At 58.6% G+C, this 16780-nt stretch carries 13 protein-coding genes and 2 pseudogenes; 7 read left to right on the top strand and 8 right to left on the bottom strand.

Annotation, left to right across the window (positions count from 1 at the left end; genetic code table 11):
- The first annotated feature begins 189 nt into the window (after positions 1-189).
- A complete protein-coding gene (gene eco, locus ACODTD_RS02025) occupies positions 190-675 on the top strand; it encodes a serine protease inhibitor ecotin (RefSeq protein ID WP_011334035.1) in 486 nt (161 codons plus the stop codon).
- Between the two features lie 26 nt (positions 676-701).
- On the opposite strand, the pseudogene ilvA reads toward eco, so the two are convergent.
- The 3 genes and pseudogenes from ilvA to ACODTD_RS02010 all read right to left on the bottom strand — a co-directional run.
- Positions 702-1691 (bottom strand): annotated as a pseudogene (ilvA, locus tag ACODTD_RS02020) (threonine ammonia-lyase, biosynthetic); the annotation flags it as partial.
- Positions 1692-1895: 204 nt separating this feature from the next.
- Positions 1896-2819, bottom strand: coding sequence for a magnesium transporter CorA family protein (locus ACODTD_RS02015; protein WP_011334033.1), 924 nt, complete (start codon positions 2817-2819; stop codon positions 1896-1898).
- A gap of 7 nt (positions 2820-2826) precedes the next feature.
- Entirely contained in the window at positions 2827-4401 is a 1575-nt protein-coding gene (locus tag ACODTD_RS02010; RefSeq protein WP_243459083.1) for a RimK family ATP-grasp domain-containing protein, read from the bottom strand.
- Between the two features lie 92 nt (positions 4402-4493).
- Here ACODTD_RS02010 and ACODTD_RS02005 point away from each other — a divergent pair, with 92 nt between their 5' ends.
- Positions 4494-5597 carry a GNAT family N-acetyltransferase/peptidase C39 family protein gene (locus ACODTD_RS02005; protein WP_285355678.1) on the top strand — a complete coding sequence of 368 codons (1104 nt, stop codon included), beginning with the start codon at positions 4494-4496 and terminating at the stop codon, positions 5595-5597.
- A gap of 5 nt (positions 5598-5602) precedes the next feature.
- On the opposite strand, the gene ACODTD_RS02000 is transcribed toward ACODTD_RS02005, so the two are convergent.
- Both ACODTD_RS02000 and ACODTD_RS01995 read right to left on the bottom strand, forming a co-directional pair.
- Complete coding sequence (locus ACODTD_RS02000; RefSeq protein ID WP_285355677.1) at positions 5603-6748, bottom strand: PQQ-dependent sugar dehydrogenase; 1146 nt, start codon at positions 6746-6748, stop codon at positions 5603-5605.
- 50 nt (positions 6749-6798) lie between these two features.
- Positions 6799-7140: a hypothetical protein gene (locus tag ACODTD_RS01995; RefSeq protein ID WP_007957453.1), complete on the bottom strand. Its 342-nt coding sequence runs from the start codon at positions 7138-7140 to the stop codon at positions 6799-6801.
- A 191-nt stretch (positions 7141-7331) separates the two neighbouring features.
- Here ACODTD_RS01995 and ku point away from each other — a divergent pair, with 191 nt between their 5' ends.
- Positions 7332-8192: a non-homologous end joining protein Ku gene (ku, locus tag ACODTD_RS01990; protein WP_236196379.1), complete on the top strand. Its 861-nt coding sequence runs from the start codon at positions 7332-7334 to the stop codon at positions 8190-8192.
- Between the two features lie 42 nt (positions 8193-8234).
- Here the strand turns inward: ku and lpxO are convergent, their stop codons facing one another.
- Positions 8235-9134: a lipid A hydroxylase LpxO gene (gene lpxO / locus ACODTD_RS01985; protein WP_221614697.1), complete on the bottom strand. Its 900-nt coding sequence runs from the start codon at positions 9132-9134 to the stop codon at positions 8235-8237.
- 383 nt (positions 9135-9517) lie between these two features.
- On the opposite strand from lpxO, the gene ACODTD_RS01980 reads away from it, so the two are divergent.
- From ACODTD_RS01980 to ACODTD_RS01965, 4 genes and pseudogenes are all read left to right on the top strand, one after another.
- Complete coding sequence (locus tag ACODTD_RS01980) at positions 9518-11467, top strand: acyltransferase family protein (protein WP_041475263.1); 1950 nt, start codon at positions 9518-9520, stop codon at positions 11465-11467.
- Positions 11468-11630: 163 nt separating this feature from the next.
- Positions 11631-11789, top strand: a pseudogene (locus ACODTD_RS01975) (site-specific integrase); the annotation flags it as partial.
- Positions 11790-11861: 72 nt separating this feature from the next.
- Positions 11862-13448 (top strand): ABC-F family ATPase, encoded by a 1587-nt coding sequence (locus tag ACODTD_RS01970; RefSeq protein ID WP_108561835.1) that lies wholly within the window; start codon positions 11862-11864, stop codon positions 13446-13448.
- A gap of 144 nt (positions 13449-13592) precedes the next feature.
- Positions 13593-14780: an MFS transporter gene (locus ACODTD_RS01965; RefSeq protein ID WP_221614698.1), complete on the top strand. Its 1188-nt coding sequence runs from the start codon at positions 13593-13595 to the stop codon at positions 14778-14780.
- Positions 14781-14784: 4 nt separating this feature from the next.
- On the opposite strand, the gene ACODTD_RS01960 is transcribed toward ACODTD_RS01965, so the two are convergent.
- Together ACODTD_RS01960 and ACODTD_RS01955 are read right to left on the bottom strand one after the other, a co-directional pair.
- Positions 14785-15822, bottom strand: coding sequence for an alpha/beta hydrolase family protein (locus ACODTD_RS01960; protein ID WP_011334022.1), 1038 nt, complete (start codon positions 15820-15822; stop codon positions 14785-14787).
- A 235-nt stretch (positions 15823-16057) separates the two neighbouring features.
- Complete coding sequence (locus tag ACODTD_RS01955; RefSeq protein ID WP_221614699.1) at positions 16058-16669, bottom strand: FMN-dependent NADH-azoreductase; 612 nt, start codon at positions 16667-16669, stop codon at positions 16058-16060.
- Positions 16670-16780 lie beyond the last annotated feature (111 nt).

Raw genomic sequence — 16780 nt, 5'->3', positions numbered from 1 at the left:
CCTTTCATCAGGTTGCATTCACCTCCTTGCAAATCAAAGACTTGGCCAAAACGCAGGCAACTGGCCAGTTGCAAAATGCAAGATTCGATCGTGCAGGCACTGCAATTTGCAAGCGGCTGGCGGTTTGCATTCATCGCCTGCGACAGTGAGAATGCCCGTCAACCAACGTACACCCGCCAGGAGGCTTCAATGGGAAATTTCACCGTCCGCGCGACGGCCGGCCTGATGCTCGCCAGCCTGTCCACCCTCGCCCACGCCGCCAAGCTTGAAGACACCGCGCCTTATCCGAAGGCCGAAGCGGGCTTCACGCGCCAGGTCATCCACCTGCCGCAACAGGCCCAGGAAGAAAACTTCAAAGTCGAAATCCTCGCCGGCAAAACCCTCGAAGTCGATTGCAACCGCCAGCGTCTGGGCGGCACCCTCGAAGAGAAAAACCTCGAAGGCTGGGGCTATCCGTTCTACCGCCTGGAAAAAGTCAGCGGCCCGATGAGCACGCTGATGGCCTGCCCGCCCGGCACCCAGAAAAAACGCGTATTCGTGCCGGTGATCGGTGACGGTTTCACCGTGCGCTACAACAGCAAGCTGCCGATCGTGGTTTACGCACCGCAGGACGTTGAAGTGCGTTTCCGCATCTGGTCGGCCTCGGACAAGATTGGCGTGGCCATTCCCGAGTAACTTCAAGCCACAACGCCGCACGCCGCCGCTCGCTCGGCGACGTGTCGCAAGCTGTCGAAATTGATATTGGCGCCAGAATCGATGGCGATCAGCGTCTGACTCCGTGCGCCGCTTTGCGCCACGTACTTTTTAATGCCCGCCACCGCCAAAGCACCGGAAGGCTCGGTGATCGAGCGGGTATCGTCGTAGATATTCTTGATCGCCGCGCAGAGTTCGTCGTTGCTGACGGTGATGACCTCATCCACGCAGAAGCGGCAAACCTCGAACCCGTAAGCGCCGATCTGCGCCACCGCCACGCCATCGGCGAATGTGCCCACGTTGGGCAGCACCACTCGCTCATCCGCTAGCATGGCAGCCTTCAGGCAGGCCGAGTGCTCCGACTCGACGCCGATGATCCGTACTTCAGGCCGCAGGTATTTCACATACGCCGCGATGCCGGCGATCAACCCGCCACCGCCCACCGGGACGAAGATCGCATCCAGTGTGCCTTGGTGCTCGCGCAGGATTTCCATCGCGACCGTGCCCTGGCCGGCGATCACATCGGGATCGTCGAATGGCGAGACGAACGTTCGGCCGGTCTGCTCAGCCAGTTGCAGCGCGTGAGCCAGGGCAAAGGGGAAGCTTTCTCCATGCAATAGCGCCTCGGCTCCGCGACTACTGACGCCCAGCACTTTCAACTCAGGCGTGGTTGCCGGCATCACAATGGTCGCGGCAATACCCAGTTCCCGCGCCGCCAGCGCTACGCCTTGCGCATGATTGCCCGCCGACGCCGTGATTACTCCGCGCGCCTTCTGCTCATCACTCAGCTGCACCAGTTTGTTGTAGGCACCACGGATCTTGAAGGAGAACGTCGGTTGCAGGTCTTCGCGCTTGAGCAGGATCCGGTTGTCCAGCGCTTCGGACAGCGCCGGCGCCGGTTGCAGCGGCGTGCGCACCGCCAGTTCATACACCGGAGCGGCGAGGATCTTTTTCACGTACTGCTCAAGCAGGGCTTGCTGGGCGGGGCTGTAGCGCATGGTCGTCTCCTGACGTTTGATTCAGAACCCCGGAGACAGAAAATAAAAACCCGCCTCTAGGGCGGGTTGGGTGCTGCAGTCGTGAGCTAGCCCGCCAAATGAGGAATGGCGGTAATAATGCTTGGCTGGCAGCGCAGTACGGTGGAAGTCATGGCCCCGAAATTAGCCCGGGTGCTGCGGGCAAGTCAATGGCGAATTTTGCTTTCATTTCGCCAGACGCCTGAGCCCGAACAGCATCCCGCCCGCCCCCAGCAGCATCGCCGCCAGAAACAACGGGTACGACACCCACCACGGCGTGCCGGCGGTCATCATGCTGAATTCCGACATGCCGCCAATGCTCGCAATCAGGTTGAGTGGCAGGAACACCACGTTGATCAGCGTCAGTTTGCGCAGCAGGTTGTTCATGCTGTTGTTCATCAGGTTGCCCCGGGCGTCGATCAGCCCGGAGAACACCGTCGAATAGATTTCCGCCTGCTTGTAGCACTGGTTGTTTTCGATGATCAGGTCGTCGATCAGGCCGATCGCTTCGCTGCCGAAATGCTGCTTTTCCGCGTGATTGCGCAACCGCGTCAGCACCGCGCCGTTGCTGTGCAGGGCGTTGATGTAATAGATCAGGCTTTCGCTGAGGTTGAACATCTGCACCAGATGCTGGTTTTGCATCGAGGCGTTGAATTTCTGCTGCAATTCCCGGGCGACCAGTTTGATCACCTTCAAGTGCCCGAGGTAGTGATGGATGTTGTTGAACAGCAGGTCCAGCAACACATCCAGCGGCGTGTTCAGTGGCTGACGCGTACCGACACCGTGCAGCGGCGTGTCGTCGGTCGCGATGACCAACAACTGGCCAGGTGAGAACAGCAAACCACAGGACGACACCTCGAACGCCAGGCTGCCGCCGCCGGAATAGTTCTCCGGGCGTTTCCAGATCAGAAACAGGTGATCGGGGTGAAACTCGATCCGCGACACCTCGTCCGGATCCAGCGCCGAGGCCAGCGCGTGCTCGTCGAGTTTGAAGTGACTGTGCAGCAAGTCGCGCTCGGCAGTGTCCGGGTCGCTGAACAGCATCACCTCGGCGTCCAGTCGCTCGACCCGCTGCAAACCGCCGTGATTCAGTGCAAAGCTGTTGATCATCGGCCGGTCACCAGGCCTGCCCGCGGCGTTTGAGTTCGAGACGCCGCACGAACTCTTCCAGTACCAGCGAATACAGGTCGTCCTGCAGGTAGGCGTCTTCGATGCCGGCGTCGAGGTTCGGGTTGTCGTTGACCTCGATCACCACCACTTTGTCGCCGGCCTGTTTCAGGTCAACACCGTACAAGCCGTCGCCGATCAGGTTGGCCGTCTTCACCGCCAGTTCCACCACCGCGCGCGGCGCTTCGTGGATGGCCAGCGTGCGGCATTCGCCGTTGACATCCTGGCCCTTGGCCTTGTGGTTGTAGATCTGCCAATGGCCTTTGGACATGAAGTACTGGCAGGCAAAGATCGGTTTGCGGTTGAGCACGCCGATGCGCCAGTCGTACTCGGTGTAGAAGAATTCCTGGGCCAATAACAGCACCGAATGCTCGAACAGTTCGGCGGTGGCTTCCAACAAGGCCTCTTGGCTCTCGACCTTGATCACGCCACGGGAGAAACAACCGTCGGGGATCTTCAGCACCAGCGGAAAACCGAGGCGCTCGCCGACCCGCTCGAAGTCTTCGGGTCGCTCCTTGTAGAGAATTTCCGTGGCCGGCATGCCCAGTTGATGGCTGTTGAGCAGGTCGGTGAGGTAGACCTTGTTGGTGCAGCGCAGGATCGACGTCGGGTCGTCCATCACCACCAGCCCTTCACTTTCGGCTTTCTTGGCGAAGCGGTAAGTGTGGTTGTCGACACTGGTGGTCTCGCGGATCAGCAGGCCGTCGTACTCGGCCAGCCTTGCGTAGTCCTTGCGTTCGATCAGCTCGACATCGATGCCCATGCCCTTGCCGACCCGCACAAAGTTTTCCAGCGCCCGGGCGTTGGACGGCGGCAACGCCTCCTGCGGATCGTGCAGGATCGCCAGGTCATAACGCGCCACTTGCGGCGAACGCGGAACACGCCAGATCTTGCGACTGAAGCCGTCCAGCGCATTGGCGAACTGATCTTCCTGATCGTCGCGCAACTTGTGCAAGGCGCCGGACTTTATACCTTCGATGTGCCAGCCGTTAGTTCTGCGGAACTCAACTAACAGAATCGGACACGGAAATACTTCAAACAATTGCCGGGCCAAATCCTGCAACGGCTCGATATGGGTTCTGCCGAAATAAAGTGTCAGCGTAAAACCTTCGGTGTCGCTGTAGAGATGATGGCTGAGGGCTTTTTCCAGGGTTTTATCCAGGTCATCCAGCGCCAGACCGTAAAGGGATTTCCGGGTCAGTTCGCTGATGGTCCGCACCGAAGGAATCACCTTGTGCCCCCGCGCTTCAGCCAGCAGCGAGCAGTAATAGCCGTGGCCCAGGTACTTGTAGCTGCGACACAGGTTGATCACCTGCACCCGTTTTCCCGGCTCGCTGTCGGGGGGTTGTTCGAGGTATTCCTGGGCCGTCAGGATGTCTTCGCTGGGAAAGTACGAGGCCCAGTCTTCCTTGCGTTCGACGATGATCAACACTTGACTGGAAGTTCTGATCTGCGGTTTTAAATAAGTTGCCGGTGGCAAACTTTGACTGGATACTTCGCGCCAATGACCCTGTACCGCTGACATAGAAATTGATCCGTTGGAGAACAAGACCTTTTCTATTAAGCACGAAGTTTTTCGAAAGTCCCGTTTCGTTACGCAACTTTTACGGTGGTCATATGAATGCTGCTTTTCGCCTGGCGGTCGTTGAGGATTTGCCAGCGTTGCTCACGCTGGAGATGCACTGTTTCACCACGGACCGACTCACCCGCCGCAGTTTCCAATGGATGATCACCCGGGCCCACGGGCAATTGTGGGTGGCCGAATGCGAGGGTCAACTGGCCGGTTATGCGCTGGTGCTGTTTCATCGCGGCACCTCGTTGGCCCGGCTGTACTCGATTGCGATTGCTCCCGAGGCGCGCGGTGGTGGTCTGGGCAAGCAACTGCTGCAACGGATCGAGGCCTGCGCGCTTGAGCACGACTGCGCCTACCTGCGTCTGGAAGTGCGCACCGACAATCCGGCCGCCATCGCCCTGTACGAGCGCAACGGTTACCGGCGCTTTGCGCTGATCCATGACTACTACGAGGATCACGCCGACGCGCTGCGCCTGGAGAAACGCATTCTCCAGCATCGCGACTCACGCAACATCAAAGTCCCCTATTACCGACAAACCACCGACTTCACCTGCGGCCCGGCCTGCCTGCTGATGGCCATGGGCGCGTTGCAGGCCGATCGCTTATTGGAGCGGCGCGAAGAGTTGCAGTTGTGGCGCGAGGCAACCACGGTGTTCATGACGGCCGGCCATGGCGGTTGCAGCCCGCAAGGCCTGGCACTGGCAGCGTGGCGCCGGGGTTTCAACGTGCGTTTGCAACTGAGCATGACCGGGCCGCTGTTTCTCGACGGCGTGCGCGATGCGCATAAAAAAGACGTCATGCGCTTGGTGCATGACGAGTTCATGGCGCAACTGAACGACACCGATGTTGATCAATCCATTGGCGTAACGCTGGACTTACCGGCACTGCTGGCCAACGGTGGACAGCCTCTGGTGCTGATCAGCAGCTATCGCCTGACACGTTCCAAGTCACCGCACTGGGTGATCGTCACCGATTGCGATGAAGACTTCGTCTACCTCCACGACCCGGATGTCGACCACAGTCAGCATCGTCAGCCCATGGACTGCCAGCACGTGCCGGTCAGCCATGGGGAGTTCGAGAAAATGTGCCGCTTCGGTCGTGGCAAATTGCGGGCGGCGGTGGTGCTTTACGCTCGCCCGCCCGCATGACGCATTTATTTGAGTCCGATCTTGTACAGCGAGCCGTCGGATTCATCGGTCAGCACATACAGGTAACCATCCGGCCCCTGACGCACGTCACGAATCCGTTGCTTCAGTTCGCCCAGCAAGCGTTCTTCATGCACCACCTTGTCGCCGTCGAACTGCAAGCGAATCAATTCCTGCGTCACCAGCGCACCGATGAACACGTTGTGCTGCCACGGTTTGAAGCGATCGGCATCGTAGAAGGCCATGCCGGTGACGCCCGGGGATTTTTCCCAGACATGGTGCGGCCCGACCGTGCCTTCGGCGGTTTTGCCCTTGGCTTCCGGGATCGGTTGCATGGAGTAATTGATGCCGTGGGTCGCCAGCGGCCAGCCGTAATTTTTGCCGCGTTCGATGATGTTCACCTCGTCGCCACCGCGCGGGCCGTGCTCGTTTTCCCACACGGTTCCGGTCCACGGATTGAGCGCGGCGCCCTGGGGATTGCGGTGGCCGTAGGACCAGATCTCCGGGCGTACGCCCGACTGGCCGACAAAGGGATTGTCATCGGGCACCTTGCCGTCAGGGTAGATTCGCACGACTTTGCCTTGCAGCTTGTCCAGGTCCTGCGCGGTCGGGCGGTCGTTGTTCTCGCCCAGGGTGATGAACAAATAACCGTCCCGGTCGAACACCAGCCGCGAGCCGAAGTGGTTGCCGACCGACAGTTTCGGTTCCTGACGGAAAATCACGTTGAAGTCCTTCAAGGTTTTCAGGTCATCCGACAGACGCCCGAACCCCACCGCCGTTCCGGCCTTGTCACCAGCTCCGCCGCCCTCGGCGTAGGACAGGTACACGAGGCGATCCTGTTTGAAATCCGGTGACAGCACCACATCGAGCAATCCGCCCTGCCCCTTGGCCCAGACGTCCGGCACACCAGTGATCGGCGCGGACAGTTTGCCGTCGGCATCCACCACGCGCAGGTTGCCGGGACGTTCGGTCACTAGCATGCCCTGCCGATCCGGCAGGAACGCCAGAGCCCATGGGTGCTCGAGGCCCTGGGTAATCGTTGTGACTTCAAGAGTGCCCTGCTCGCTTTGCAGCTCTTTGGGAGCGGCAGCGAACGCCGGGGCGGCGATCAGTGCACTGGCACACAGGCCGGCCAGAAGGGTATTACGCAACATGCACGATTCCTTTTGTTCGTTTGAAGGGCTGACAGAAGCGGTTCTGCCATTCAACGGTTGCTCCCGCTGTCACGGGCTGGTGGGTTGGGGATGAAGGTGGGTGGCGTGCTCGGGACGGAGCGCAGCGGCTGGCCATTGCCGATGCCGCGGTTTTCCAGGGTCGGCGGCCGTGGCACGGGCACCGTATTCGGCCCGCGAACGGGTGGAGCGCTGGGCTGAGTGCCCTGCATGCTGTTGGGATTCGCCCGGCGGATCGGGCTGTTGTAGGGATTGTTGCTGTTGCCGGTCGGACTCTGCGCCAGCAACAGCGATGAATGCGTGGTGGCGCCCTCGGCGTGAACCAGCCCGCCACTGAGGGCCAGCAACGCAATGCCAAGCAGGAAACGGTTCATGAACGGCCTCTTTCGATGCACGTGGATTAGAGCCTTCGAGTCCACGCTACGCCGTGGGTTCGGATTTGTTAACCCGTCACCGCTAAACAAGATGTAACACGGCTTGACCTGCCGTTTACCGCCGCCCCACAAACAACGGAAACTTTTACGCCGGACCACGGGTCACCCGAACATCACTCGGAGGACGGCACATGGCTCGGGCAATCTGGAAAGGCGCAATCAGTTTCGGTCTGGTGCACATCCCCGTGGCACTGGTCTCGGCGACGTCATCCCAGGGCGTCGACTTTGACTGGCTCGACAGCCGCAGCATGGACCCGGTCGGCTATAAACGAGTCAACAAGGTTACTGGCAAGGAAGTCACCAAAGAGCACATCGTCAAAGGCGTGCAGTTCGAAAAAGGCCGCTACGTGGTGCTCAGCGAGGAAGAGATCCGTTCGGCGCACCCGGTTTCGACCCAGACCATCGACATTTTCGCCTTCGTCGACAGTGACCAGATTCCGTTGCAGAACATCGACACGCCTTATTACCTGGCCCCGGACAAGCGCGGCGGCAAGGTCTACGCCTTGCTGCGTGAGACCCTGAGCAAAACCAAAAAAGTCGCCCTCGCCCGCGTCGTTTTACACACCCGCCAATACCTGGCAGCGTTGATGCCTCTGGAGTCGGCTCTGGTGCTGGTGAAGCTGCGCTGGCCGCAGGAGGTGCGCAGCCTCGACGAACTTGAGCTGGGCAGCGAAGTGACCAAGCCGCAACTGGCAAAGGGCGAACTGGACATGGCCAAACGGCTGGTGGAAGACATGACGGCGGACTGGACGCCCGAAGACTATAAGGACGAGTTCGAAAACAAGATCATGGCACTCGTTGACAAGAAGGCCCATGAAGGCAAGATCGAAGACGTTGAAACGGTTTCCGGAGAAGAAGAGCGCAAATCGGCTGATGTGATCGACTTGACCGAACTGCTCAAGCGCAGCCTCGGCGGGAAAGCCCCGGCGAAACCGGCGAAGAAGACCGCCAGTAAGGCAGCGCCGGCGAAGAAGACCAAAAAAGCCTCGTAAAAAGTAAATCGGGCGACTGTCTTGCAACAGTCGCCCGATTCGTCAGATCAAAATGAAGACCGCCAGCAAACCGCCGAAGATCGCCCACTTTTCCATGTAGTAGAGCTTGCGATTGCGCTTTTTCAGCTCTTTGCCGCGCAGGCGAATCTTGTAGATCTTGGTAAACAAGCGGTTGATGCCGCCGGTGCGGTCACCTGCGTCGTTCGGCGCACCGGCCGCCGACATCACGGTACGGCTGAACCAACTGTTGAATGCCGCTGCCCAGCGATACTTCATCGGGCGCTCGACGTCACAGAACAGGATGATGCGGTTCTGGTCGGTGGTGTTTTCCGCGTAATGAATGAAGGTCTCGTCGAACATCACCGCTTCGCCATCACGCCAGTGATAGTTCTCGCCATCGACGTTGATGTAGCAACCGGCGTCGTTCGGCGTTTCCAGGCCCAGATGATAGCGATAGGAACCAGCGTACGGGTCGCGGTGACGCACCAGTTTCGAGCCCGGCGGCAGCTCGGCGAACATCGCAGCCTTGATCGAGCCGATGCTCTGCACCAGTTCAGTGGTGCGTGGGCACAGTTGCAGCGCCGACGGGTGGCTGTCGCCGTACCACTTCAGGTAGAAACGCTTCCAGCCGGTCTTGAAGAACGAGTTGAAACCGACATCGTCGTACTGATTCGAGCGTTTGATTTCACCGGCGCGCAGGAGGTTGCGGCCTTCCTCACGGATTTCTTCCCAGTGGGCCTGCAACGTGCTCAGCTCGGGGAAGTCCTTCGGGTCCAGGTACGGCGTGTTGGGCTTTTTGGAGAACAGATAAAGGAAGCAGTTGATCGGTGCCAGGAACGAAGAGTGGTCGCTCAGTTGACGACCGAGCTTGTGGCGCACGCGACCGCGCAGGTGAACGTATGCAATGGAAATGACATATACAGCGGCAATGATGAGTTTCACGGAAATCGTCACACGTCAGAAGTGAACAAACTGCGCGCCTTTCGGGCTGTGGCCCAAGGTCTGTGGCAGTGGTCTGAAATCAAAAAAACGTCCCGATGGCGCATCCTTGAGCCCATGCCGGACAAGGCATTGGGTGAATGGATGGCATTTTAGCCACAGTTTGTAACCAATAGTGAACCTTCATCTGTGAAAAACTGTCTCGCGATAGCGCCACCGGGCAACCGCGCCGATGCAAGCGCGAGGCCTGAATGCGCTGGCGGCACGACTGCGCGTGTTGTCCGGCGATGTTCCTTTCTGGTTTTTTTATGCATGAGGAGTGCTTGGCTTGTATGATTGCGCGCTCGAAAATCCATGCTGACCAAGCCCCCAAGTGAAAGGAACTCATGCAAAGCAATAATCTCAGCTATCGCCCAGACATCGATGGACTGCGCGCAATTGCCGTATTTCTTGTTCTGCTTTTCCACTTTGGCTTGGGGGTGCCAGGCGGCTTTATCGGTGTGGATGTGTTTTTTGTTATCTCGGGCTTTTTGATAACCGAGGTGATTCGCTGCGCGATCGAGCAGAACCGATTTTCGTTTGTAGATTTTTACAGTCGAAGGCTACGACGCCTGCACCCCGCACTGATTGCAACAGTCGCTCTCAGTCTGGGAGCGGGATTTATCTTGATGGATCCAGCCTCATTGATTGAGTTGGCGAAATCATCAGTTCCCACCCTTCTGTCGTTCTCCAATATATATTTCTGGCAGAATCAAGGCTATTTCGACGCGGCGGCGAACACTCAGCCACTGCTACATACATGGTCGCTAGCTACAGAATGGCAATTCTATGCAGTATGGCCGGTCGTCATTTGCTTTCTGGTAAAAATTCCTGAAACATCCAGATTGGTGGCCCTGTCAGCACTGACAATTTTGTCTCTTGTCGCCTCACAAGCGATGCTGTCGGTTAATGCATCCGCTGCTTATTACATGATGCCCTTTCGCATATTCGAACTTTCGTTGGGCGGAATGCTGGCCTTTGTTTTTCAACAAAGGCTCAAACCAGCCCTGGAAGCACTGACTTATGTGATGGGGCTTGCTCTCGTTTTTGGCGCTGCCTTTATTCTTGACTCATCCTCGCCATTCCCGGGATTGAGAGCTTTATTGCCATGTATGGGCGCAGCTGCATGCATATATGCAGGTCGAGCAAAAATTGCAGCGGTGCTCACCACACTCAAACCCATTACTTATCTTGGTCTGATTTCCTACTCTGTATATCTGGTGCATTGGCCGCTGCTGGTGTTCTACAAATATTATGTTTTCAGAGAACTCAACACTCAAGAAAAGCTCGCACTGCTATCGTTGTCAATCGTAATGGGAGCTGTGCTCTACCATTCCGTAGAGCGCATCTTCATGGGTAAATACAGTTTTCGAAAGCCTGTCGTATATGGTGCATTAGCGGCATCTGTTGCAGTGACAGCAGCCGGTGCCCTGTCAGTCATACAAACAGGCGGCTGGGTTAATCGCGTAGACGCAAAATATCTGTCCTTTACAAAGGATCCAAAAAACTTCCACATCAACAATTACGGCGGCACAGGCTACACGCTCTCACCAATACTCGGCGACGCGTCGGGGGAGAGAATTGCAATCATGGCCGGAGACAGTTTCGCCCACCAGTATGCGAGTGGCTTTGACAGAGAGTTGAAGAACAGCGGGAAATCCATTCAAGCGCAATACATCCATGGCTGTGTTCTTTCCAATGAATACACTCGCCTTCTCGACGGCGTACCCCGACAGGACTGCCGGGCCACCTATTCAAAAGTTCTTGAGCTTCTGAACGGCAACACGCTGCCTTTCATATTTGCAGAAGGTTGGCCAGCCTATTCCCTACTGGTGGCAGATCACACAGGCAAGAACGCAGTAACGCCCGGGAAAGACTATTTCGCCGTTATCGAAGATATGCTTTCAAGAACCAGAAACGACATAGGCGATCGAGACTTCATCCTGGTGGGCAGCCAACCTATCCCGCCAGGTACGTCGCCAACGGTTACCTGTTTGCTCCGGCCACGATATTTACCTCAGGGTTGTGAAAAGTTCCTCGAGTTCAAAATGGAGCAATCGTCAGCCTACAAAATCAATCAGGTGCTCAAGAAGTTTGCTGAAACCCACAGTCGGACATTCTATGTCGATACTCTGGATACTTTCTGCATGACGGGCACGTGCAGCACCGTTCTGGGTGGGAAGATTCTGTATTCAGACAGCGCTCATCTCTCGATCGACGGCTCCTTGCTCGCCTCCAAAAAAATCCTCGAAGATATCCGGATAAAAACCGGGCTGCGCACGACGAATGCTTATTGACTGGAGGGACATTGAGCAAGTCATTGCGACTTGCCCGACCCGACCGGACTCTGGCGCTATCGGCATGTGCGACAGTGCTCCTCACCGTTGGGCAGGCGAGAGAACACAGGCTGGCGGGGGCATGGTCGGCGGGCCACTGACAAAATGTCCGGAGTCTGGTGATCGTCCGTCATACAACTGCCGTCCTACTTATGCGACACTATGCGCAATGTCCGGCATAAATCCCGCCTTTATTGCCCAACAGCTTGGACGAAACGTCCAGATGCTGCTCTCCACCTATGCCCGCCAGCTCAGCTCCAGCGGCGATCAGGGAGAGATGTAAAAGCTCAAAATTGCCTCAGGAGTGGCCTCATCGCCAATCCTGAAGCCTGCAACCCATTGATAGGTAAAGTAATTGATCTCCACAGCCAACATCACCATGCAGTTCGGCGCCAAGCCGCTGTTTGAAAACGTTTCGGTCAAATTCAACGGCGGCAACCGCTATGGCCTGATCGGCGCCAACGGTTGCGGCAAGTCGACCTTCATGAAAATCCTCGGCGGCGACCTCGAGCCGTCCGGTGGCCAGGTCATGCTGGAGCCGAACGTACGCCTGGGTAAACTGCGCCAGGATCAGTTCGCCTACGAAGAATTCACCGTGATCGACACCGTGATCATGGGTCACGAAGAGCTGTGGAAGGTCAAGGCCGAGCGCGACCGCATCTACTCGCTGCCGGAAATGAGCGAAGAAGACGGCATGGCCGTGGCCGAGCTGGAAACCGAATTCGCCGAGATGGACGGCTACACCGCCGAATCCCGCGCCGGTGAACTGCTGCTGGGTCTGGGCATTCCGCTGGAACAGCATTTCGGTCCGATGACCGAAGTCGCGCCAGGCTGGAAACTGCGTGTTCTGTTGGCTCAGGCACTGTTCTCCGATCCGGAAGTGCTGCTGCTCGACGAACCGACCAACCACCTGGACATCAACACCATCCGCTGGCTGGAAACGATTTTGACGGCGCGTAACAGCACCATGATCATCATTTCCCACGACCGTCACTTCCTGAACAGCGTCTGCACCCACATGGCCGACCTGGACTACGGCGAGCTGCGTCTGTTCCCGGGCAACTACGACGAGTACATGACCGCGGCGACCCAGTCCCGCGAGCAACTGCTGTCGGACAACGCCAAGAAGAAAGCCCAGATTGCCGAACTGCAAACGTTCGTCAGCCGCTTCTCGGCCAACGCCTCGAAAGCCAAGCAGGCCACTTCCCGCGCCAAGCAGATCGACAAGATCCAGCTGGCCGAGGTCAAGCCATCGAGCCGCGTGAGCCCGTTCATCCGTTTCGAACAGACCAAGAAGCTGCACCGCCAGGCCGTGACCATCGAGCAGATGTCCAAGGGCTTCGACGGCAAGACCCTGTTCAAGAACTTCAGCTTTACCGTTGAAGCCGGCGAGCGCGTGGCGATCATCGGCCCGAACGGTATCGGCAAGACCACCCTGCTGCGCACGCTGATGGGCGAACTGACCCCGGACGCAGGTTCGGTGAAGTGGACCGAAAGCGCGGAGCTGGGCTACTACGCCCAGGACCACGCCCACGATTTCGAAGAGGACGTCAGCCTGTTCGACTGGATGGGTCAGTGGACTCAGGGCGAGCAAGTGATCCGTGGCACCCTCGGTCGCATGCTGTTCTCCAACGACGAGATCCTCAAGTCGGTGAAGGTGATTTCCGGTGGTGAGCAAGGTCGCATGCTGTTCGGCAAGCTTATCCTGCAAAAGCCGAACGTGCTGGTGATGGACGAACCGACCAACCACCTGGACATGGAATCGATCGAGGCGCTGAACCTGGCGCTGGAAAACTACCCGGGCACGCTGATATTCGTCAGCCACGACCGTGAGTTCGTATCGTCCCTGGCCACGCGCATCATCGAGCTGAGCCCGAATGGCGTGACCGATTTCAGCGGCACCTACGACGATTACCTGCGCAGCCAAGGCGTAGTGTTCTGAGTCGAATCGAGCGGTAAACAGAAAGCCCTGTCCTTGTGACAGGGCTTTTTTTTCGTCGAGGAAAAGATCGTTAGCCTGCTTCCTTTTAATCCAGCGCCACGCCATGATGCGGACTCTCCCACCGCCGCCCGCGAACGAGTCCTCATGTCTGCGCAGCAACTGCCACCGCAAAGCTCCATGGCGATCACCCTGCAGATCGTCTCCATCGTTTTCTATACCTTTATTGCCTTCCTCTGCATCGGCCTGCCGATTGCGGTGCTGCCCGGCTACGTGCACGAACAATTGGGGTTCAGTGCCGTGATCGCGGGGCTGGTGATCGGTTCGCAATACCTGGCCACCCTGCTCAGCCGGCCAATGGCCGGGCGCATGTCGGACACCATCGGCACCAAACGGGCGATTGTGTATGGCTTGTCGGGGATTGTGCTCAGCGGTGTGCTGACGCTGGTTTCGACGTTGCTGCAGAGCCTGCCGTTGTTGAGCCTGTCGATCCTGATTGTCGGTCGCCTGCTGCTGGGGATCGCCCAGGGCCTGATCGGCGTCGGCACCATCAGTTGGTGCATGGGCCAGGTCGGTGCCGAACACACCGCGCGCTCGATTTCGTGGAACGGCATCGCGTCCTATGGCGCTATTGCCATCGGCGCGCCGCTGGGCGTGGTGATGGTGGCCGACTATGGTTTCGAGAGCCTCGGCATCGCCTTGTCACTGCTCGCGGCCGGCGCCTTGCTGCTGATCCGCAACAAGCCGTCGGTGCCGGTGGTGCGCGGTGAACGGCTTCCGTTCTGGGCGGTGTTCGGGCGGATCGCGCCATTCGGCGCCAGCCTGAGCCTGGCCTCGATTGGCTACGGCACGCTGACCACCTTCATCACCCTGTATTACCTCAATCGCGGCTGGACCGGTGCGGCGTACTGCCTGACGGTGTTCGGCGTATGTTTCATTCTGTCGCGGCTGCTGTTCATTTCCGCCATCGGGCGTTTTGGCGGGTTCACCTCGGCAATTGCCTGCATGACCATCGAAACCGTCGGGCTGGTCATGCTGTGGCTGGCGCCCTCGACCGCGTATGCCTTGATTGGCGCCGGTCTGGCCGGCTTCGGCCTGTCGCTGGTGTACCCGGCGCTGGGCGTCGAGGCGATCAAGCAAGTGCCCAACTCCAGTCGCGGCGCCGGGTTGAGTGCCTATGCGGTGTTTTTCGATCTGGCGCTGGCGATTGCCGGGCCGTTGATGGGCGCGGTGGCGCTGAATCTGGGTTATTCGTGGATTTTCTTCAGTGCGGCGCTGCTGTCCGTGACCGGACTGGGATTGACCTTGCTGCTCAAGCGCCGGGCCATGGCGTAAGCGCTCACTGATCCGCCGTCTGCATCCCCGCGCGGGTCGGCCTGCCCAAGGCATGGGAGAAGAACCGCCCGGCCTCGGATATCAGGTTGCGGTGGATGTCTTCGCGGTCCACGCCATCGGCATCAGTGCACAGGGCCGGCATCGCACGAATCTGTTCTTCATTGCATGGCGCCATGAACACGAAGTGCCCTGCCCCAGCCAGCAATTTGAAATCCGGTGCCGTTGGCAGTTTGCGCGCCAGAGCGGCGGCGTTTTTGTCGAAGGCCACCAGTTTGTCGCCGTCGCCGCTGTAGAGCAGCACCGGCACATGCACATCGGCCAGCGTATGGCGACCGAACTTCAGACTCAGCGGCGCCATCAGCAGCAACGCATGCACGCGCGGATCGGCCACCGGTTGCAGATCGTCGCGGTCGACAATCAACTCACCCTGGGTGTTGCAGGCGTCGCGGTCGTCCGGGCGCTCCTGGCAGTAACGGCGCAGGCGATCCAGATCCGGCTGTGCACCGGACAGAATCAACGCCGTTTCACCACCCGCCGAATAGCCGATCACGCCCACCTGTTCGGCGTTCACATAGGGTGCGAGCATGCGGTCGCCCAACGTCGCGGTAATGGCTTCGGAAATCTGGATCGGCCGGCCATAAAGATTGCTCAACGTGCCGAGGCGGCTGTGATCCTTGGAGTTGTCGCCGGGATGAATCACCGCCACCACCACAAAGCCCTTGCGTGCCAATGACGTGGCCAGATCGTGCAGCGCCAGTGGCGTGCCGGTGTTGCCGTGGGACAGCATCAGCATCGGGAAACGGCCAATGGCGACTTTGGTGTCTTCGCCGGCCTCGACCGAATAGCCTTCGAGCAGGCTCAGGTGTTCGCGGTCGCTGGAGGGATAGAACGCGATGGCACGCATCGGTTGCAGGTCGAGCGGGTCGAGGAACGTCATCTCGTGGTAGCCGACGCTCCAGCGCGGGTGCTGCCCGGGTGCAGCGTGCACTGAATTCAGGCTGCCGAGCAGGCAAATCAGTAACGCTGCACAAAGACGCATCATGGGATGCCCCACCCTGTTGTTACTCAATCGAAAGATCCGTTGTGTTCGACGCCCGAGATTCCGAGGTTCGCTGATCCGGCGCGACGTTGCACTCAGACGTTGATCATCGGACTGCATAACCCGGGCCAGATTATGTAACAGTCAGAAACAAAAAACTCCGTATCTGGCCCTTGCGGAACCAGAATACAGAGTTTTTTTGGGTTTGCCTGAACAGGAGCTGTTCTTTACGCAAGCCTTACGCGGCGGCGAACAGTTGCTCGCTGATCTTCGTCTGAGCGGCGCTCATGGCGTTGTTGCGCACTTCTTCGCCGTAGGCCAGACCTTCGGCACGCACGACTTCGATGTCGGTGATGCCGAGGAAGCCGAAGACCAGTTTCAGGTAGTCTTCGTGCGCCACGCCCGAAGCCTGACCGGCGTGGATGCCGCCAGCGGTGGACACGATCACCACTTTCTTGCCACCGCACAGGCCTTCAGGGCCGGCTTCGGTGTAACGGAAGGTCTGGCCGGCGACGGCGATGCGGTCGATCCAGGCTTTGAGCTGGGTCGGTACGGTGAAGTTGTACATCGGCGCAGCAACGACGATGGCGTCGGCGGCGATGAATTCGGCCAGGGTGGTGGCGCTCAGTTCGGCTTCGTGCTGTTGTGCGGCGTTGCGCAGTTCAGCGGTGGTGCCGGCGGCCACCAGGGTGGTCGACGAGAAGTGGCTGATGGCATCAGCAGCCAGATCGCGGTAGGTCACGACAGCGCTTGGCTCGGCGGCTTGCCAGGCTTTAGTGACTTGACTGCTCAGCTGACGGGAAGCGGAGTTGTCGCCCAGAATGCTCGAATCGATGTGCAGCAGTTTCATGTGGAATCTCCTGGAATGAATCGCCGGTGGCGACGGAATGGAGACAATCCTACCGACGAAACCAATAGCTGATTAGACGGCAACAATGCGATAGTTTGTCCCACTGATAGA

The sequence above is a fragment of the Pseudomonas sp. FG35 genome, from assembly GCF_057809295.1.
The sequence above is the reverse complement of the archived record's forward strand: the minus strand, read 5'-3'. Positions and strand labels throughout refer to the sequence as shown.

Bases quoted from the DNA above. Each gene is read 5' to 3' on its own strand.
- ACODTD_RS01960 (WP_011334022.1), bottom strand. From the start codon at position 15,822: ATGATGCGTCTTTGTGCAGCGTTACTGATTTGCCTGCTCGGCAGCCTG.
- ACODTD_RS01955 (WP_221614699.1), bottom strand. From the start codon at position 16,669: ATGAAACTGCTGCACATCGATTCGAGCATTCTGGGCGACAACTCCGCT.
- ACODTD_RS01995 (WP_007957453.1), bottom strand. From the start codon at position 7,140: ATGAACCGTTTCCTGCTTGGCATTGCGTTGCTGGCCCTCAGTGGCGGG.
- ACODTD_RS02015 (WP_011334033.1), bottom strand. From the start codon at position 2,819: ATGATCAACAGCTTTGCACTGAATCACGGCGGTTTGCAGCGGGTCGAG.
- ACODTD_RS01980 (WP_041475263.1), top strand. From the start codon at position 9,518: ATGCAAAGCAATAATCTCAGCTATCGCCCAGACATCGATGGACTGCGC.
- ACODTD_RS02005 (WP_285355678.1), top strand. From the start codon at position 4,494: ATGAATGCTGCTTTTCGCCTGGCGGTCGTTGAGGATTTGCCAGCGTTG.
- ACODTD_RS02000 (WP_285355677.1), bottom strand. From the start codon at position 6,748: ATGTTGCGTAATACCCTTCTGGCCGGCCTGTGTGCCAGTGCACTGATC.
- eco (WP_011334035.1), top strand. From the start codon at position 190: ATGGGAAATTTCACCGTCCGCGCGACGGCCGGCCTGATGCTCGCCAGC.
- ACODTD_RS02010 (WP_243459083.1), bottom strand. From the start codon at position 4,401: ATGTCAGCGGTACAGGGTCATTGGCGCGAAGTATCCAGTCAAAGTTTG.
- ku (WP_236196379.1), top strand. From the start codon at position 7,332: ATGGCTCGGGCAATCTGGAAAGGCGCAATCAGTTTCGGTCTGGTGCAC.
- ACODTD_RS01965 (WP_221614698.1), top strand. From the start codon at position 13,593: ATGTCTGCGCAGCAACTGCCACCGCAAAGCTCCATGGCGATCACCCTG.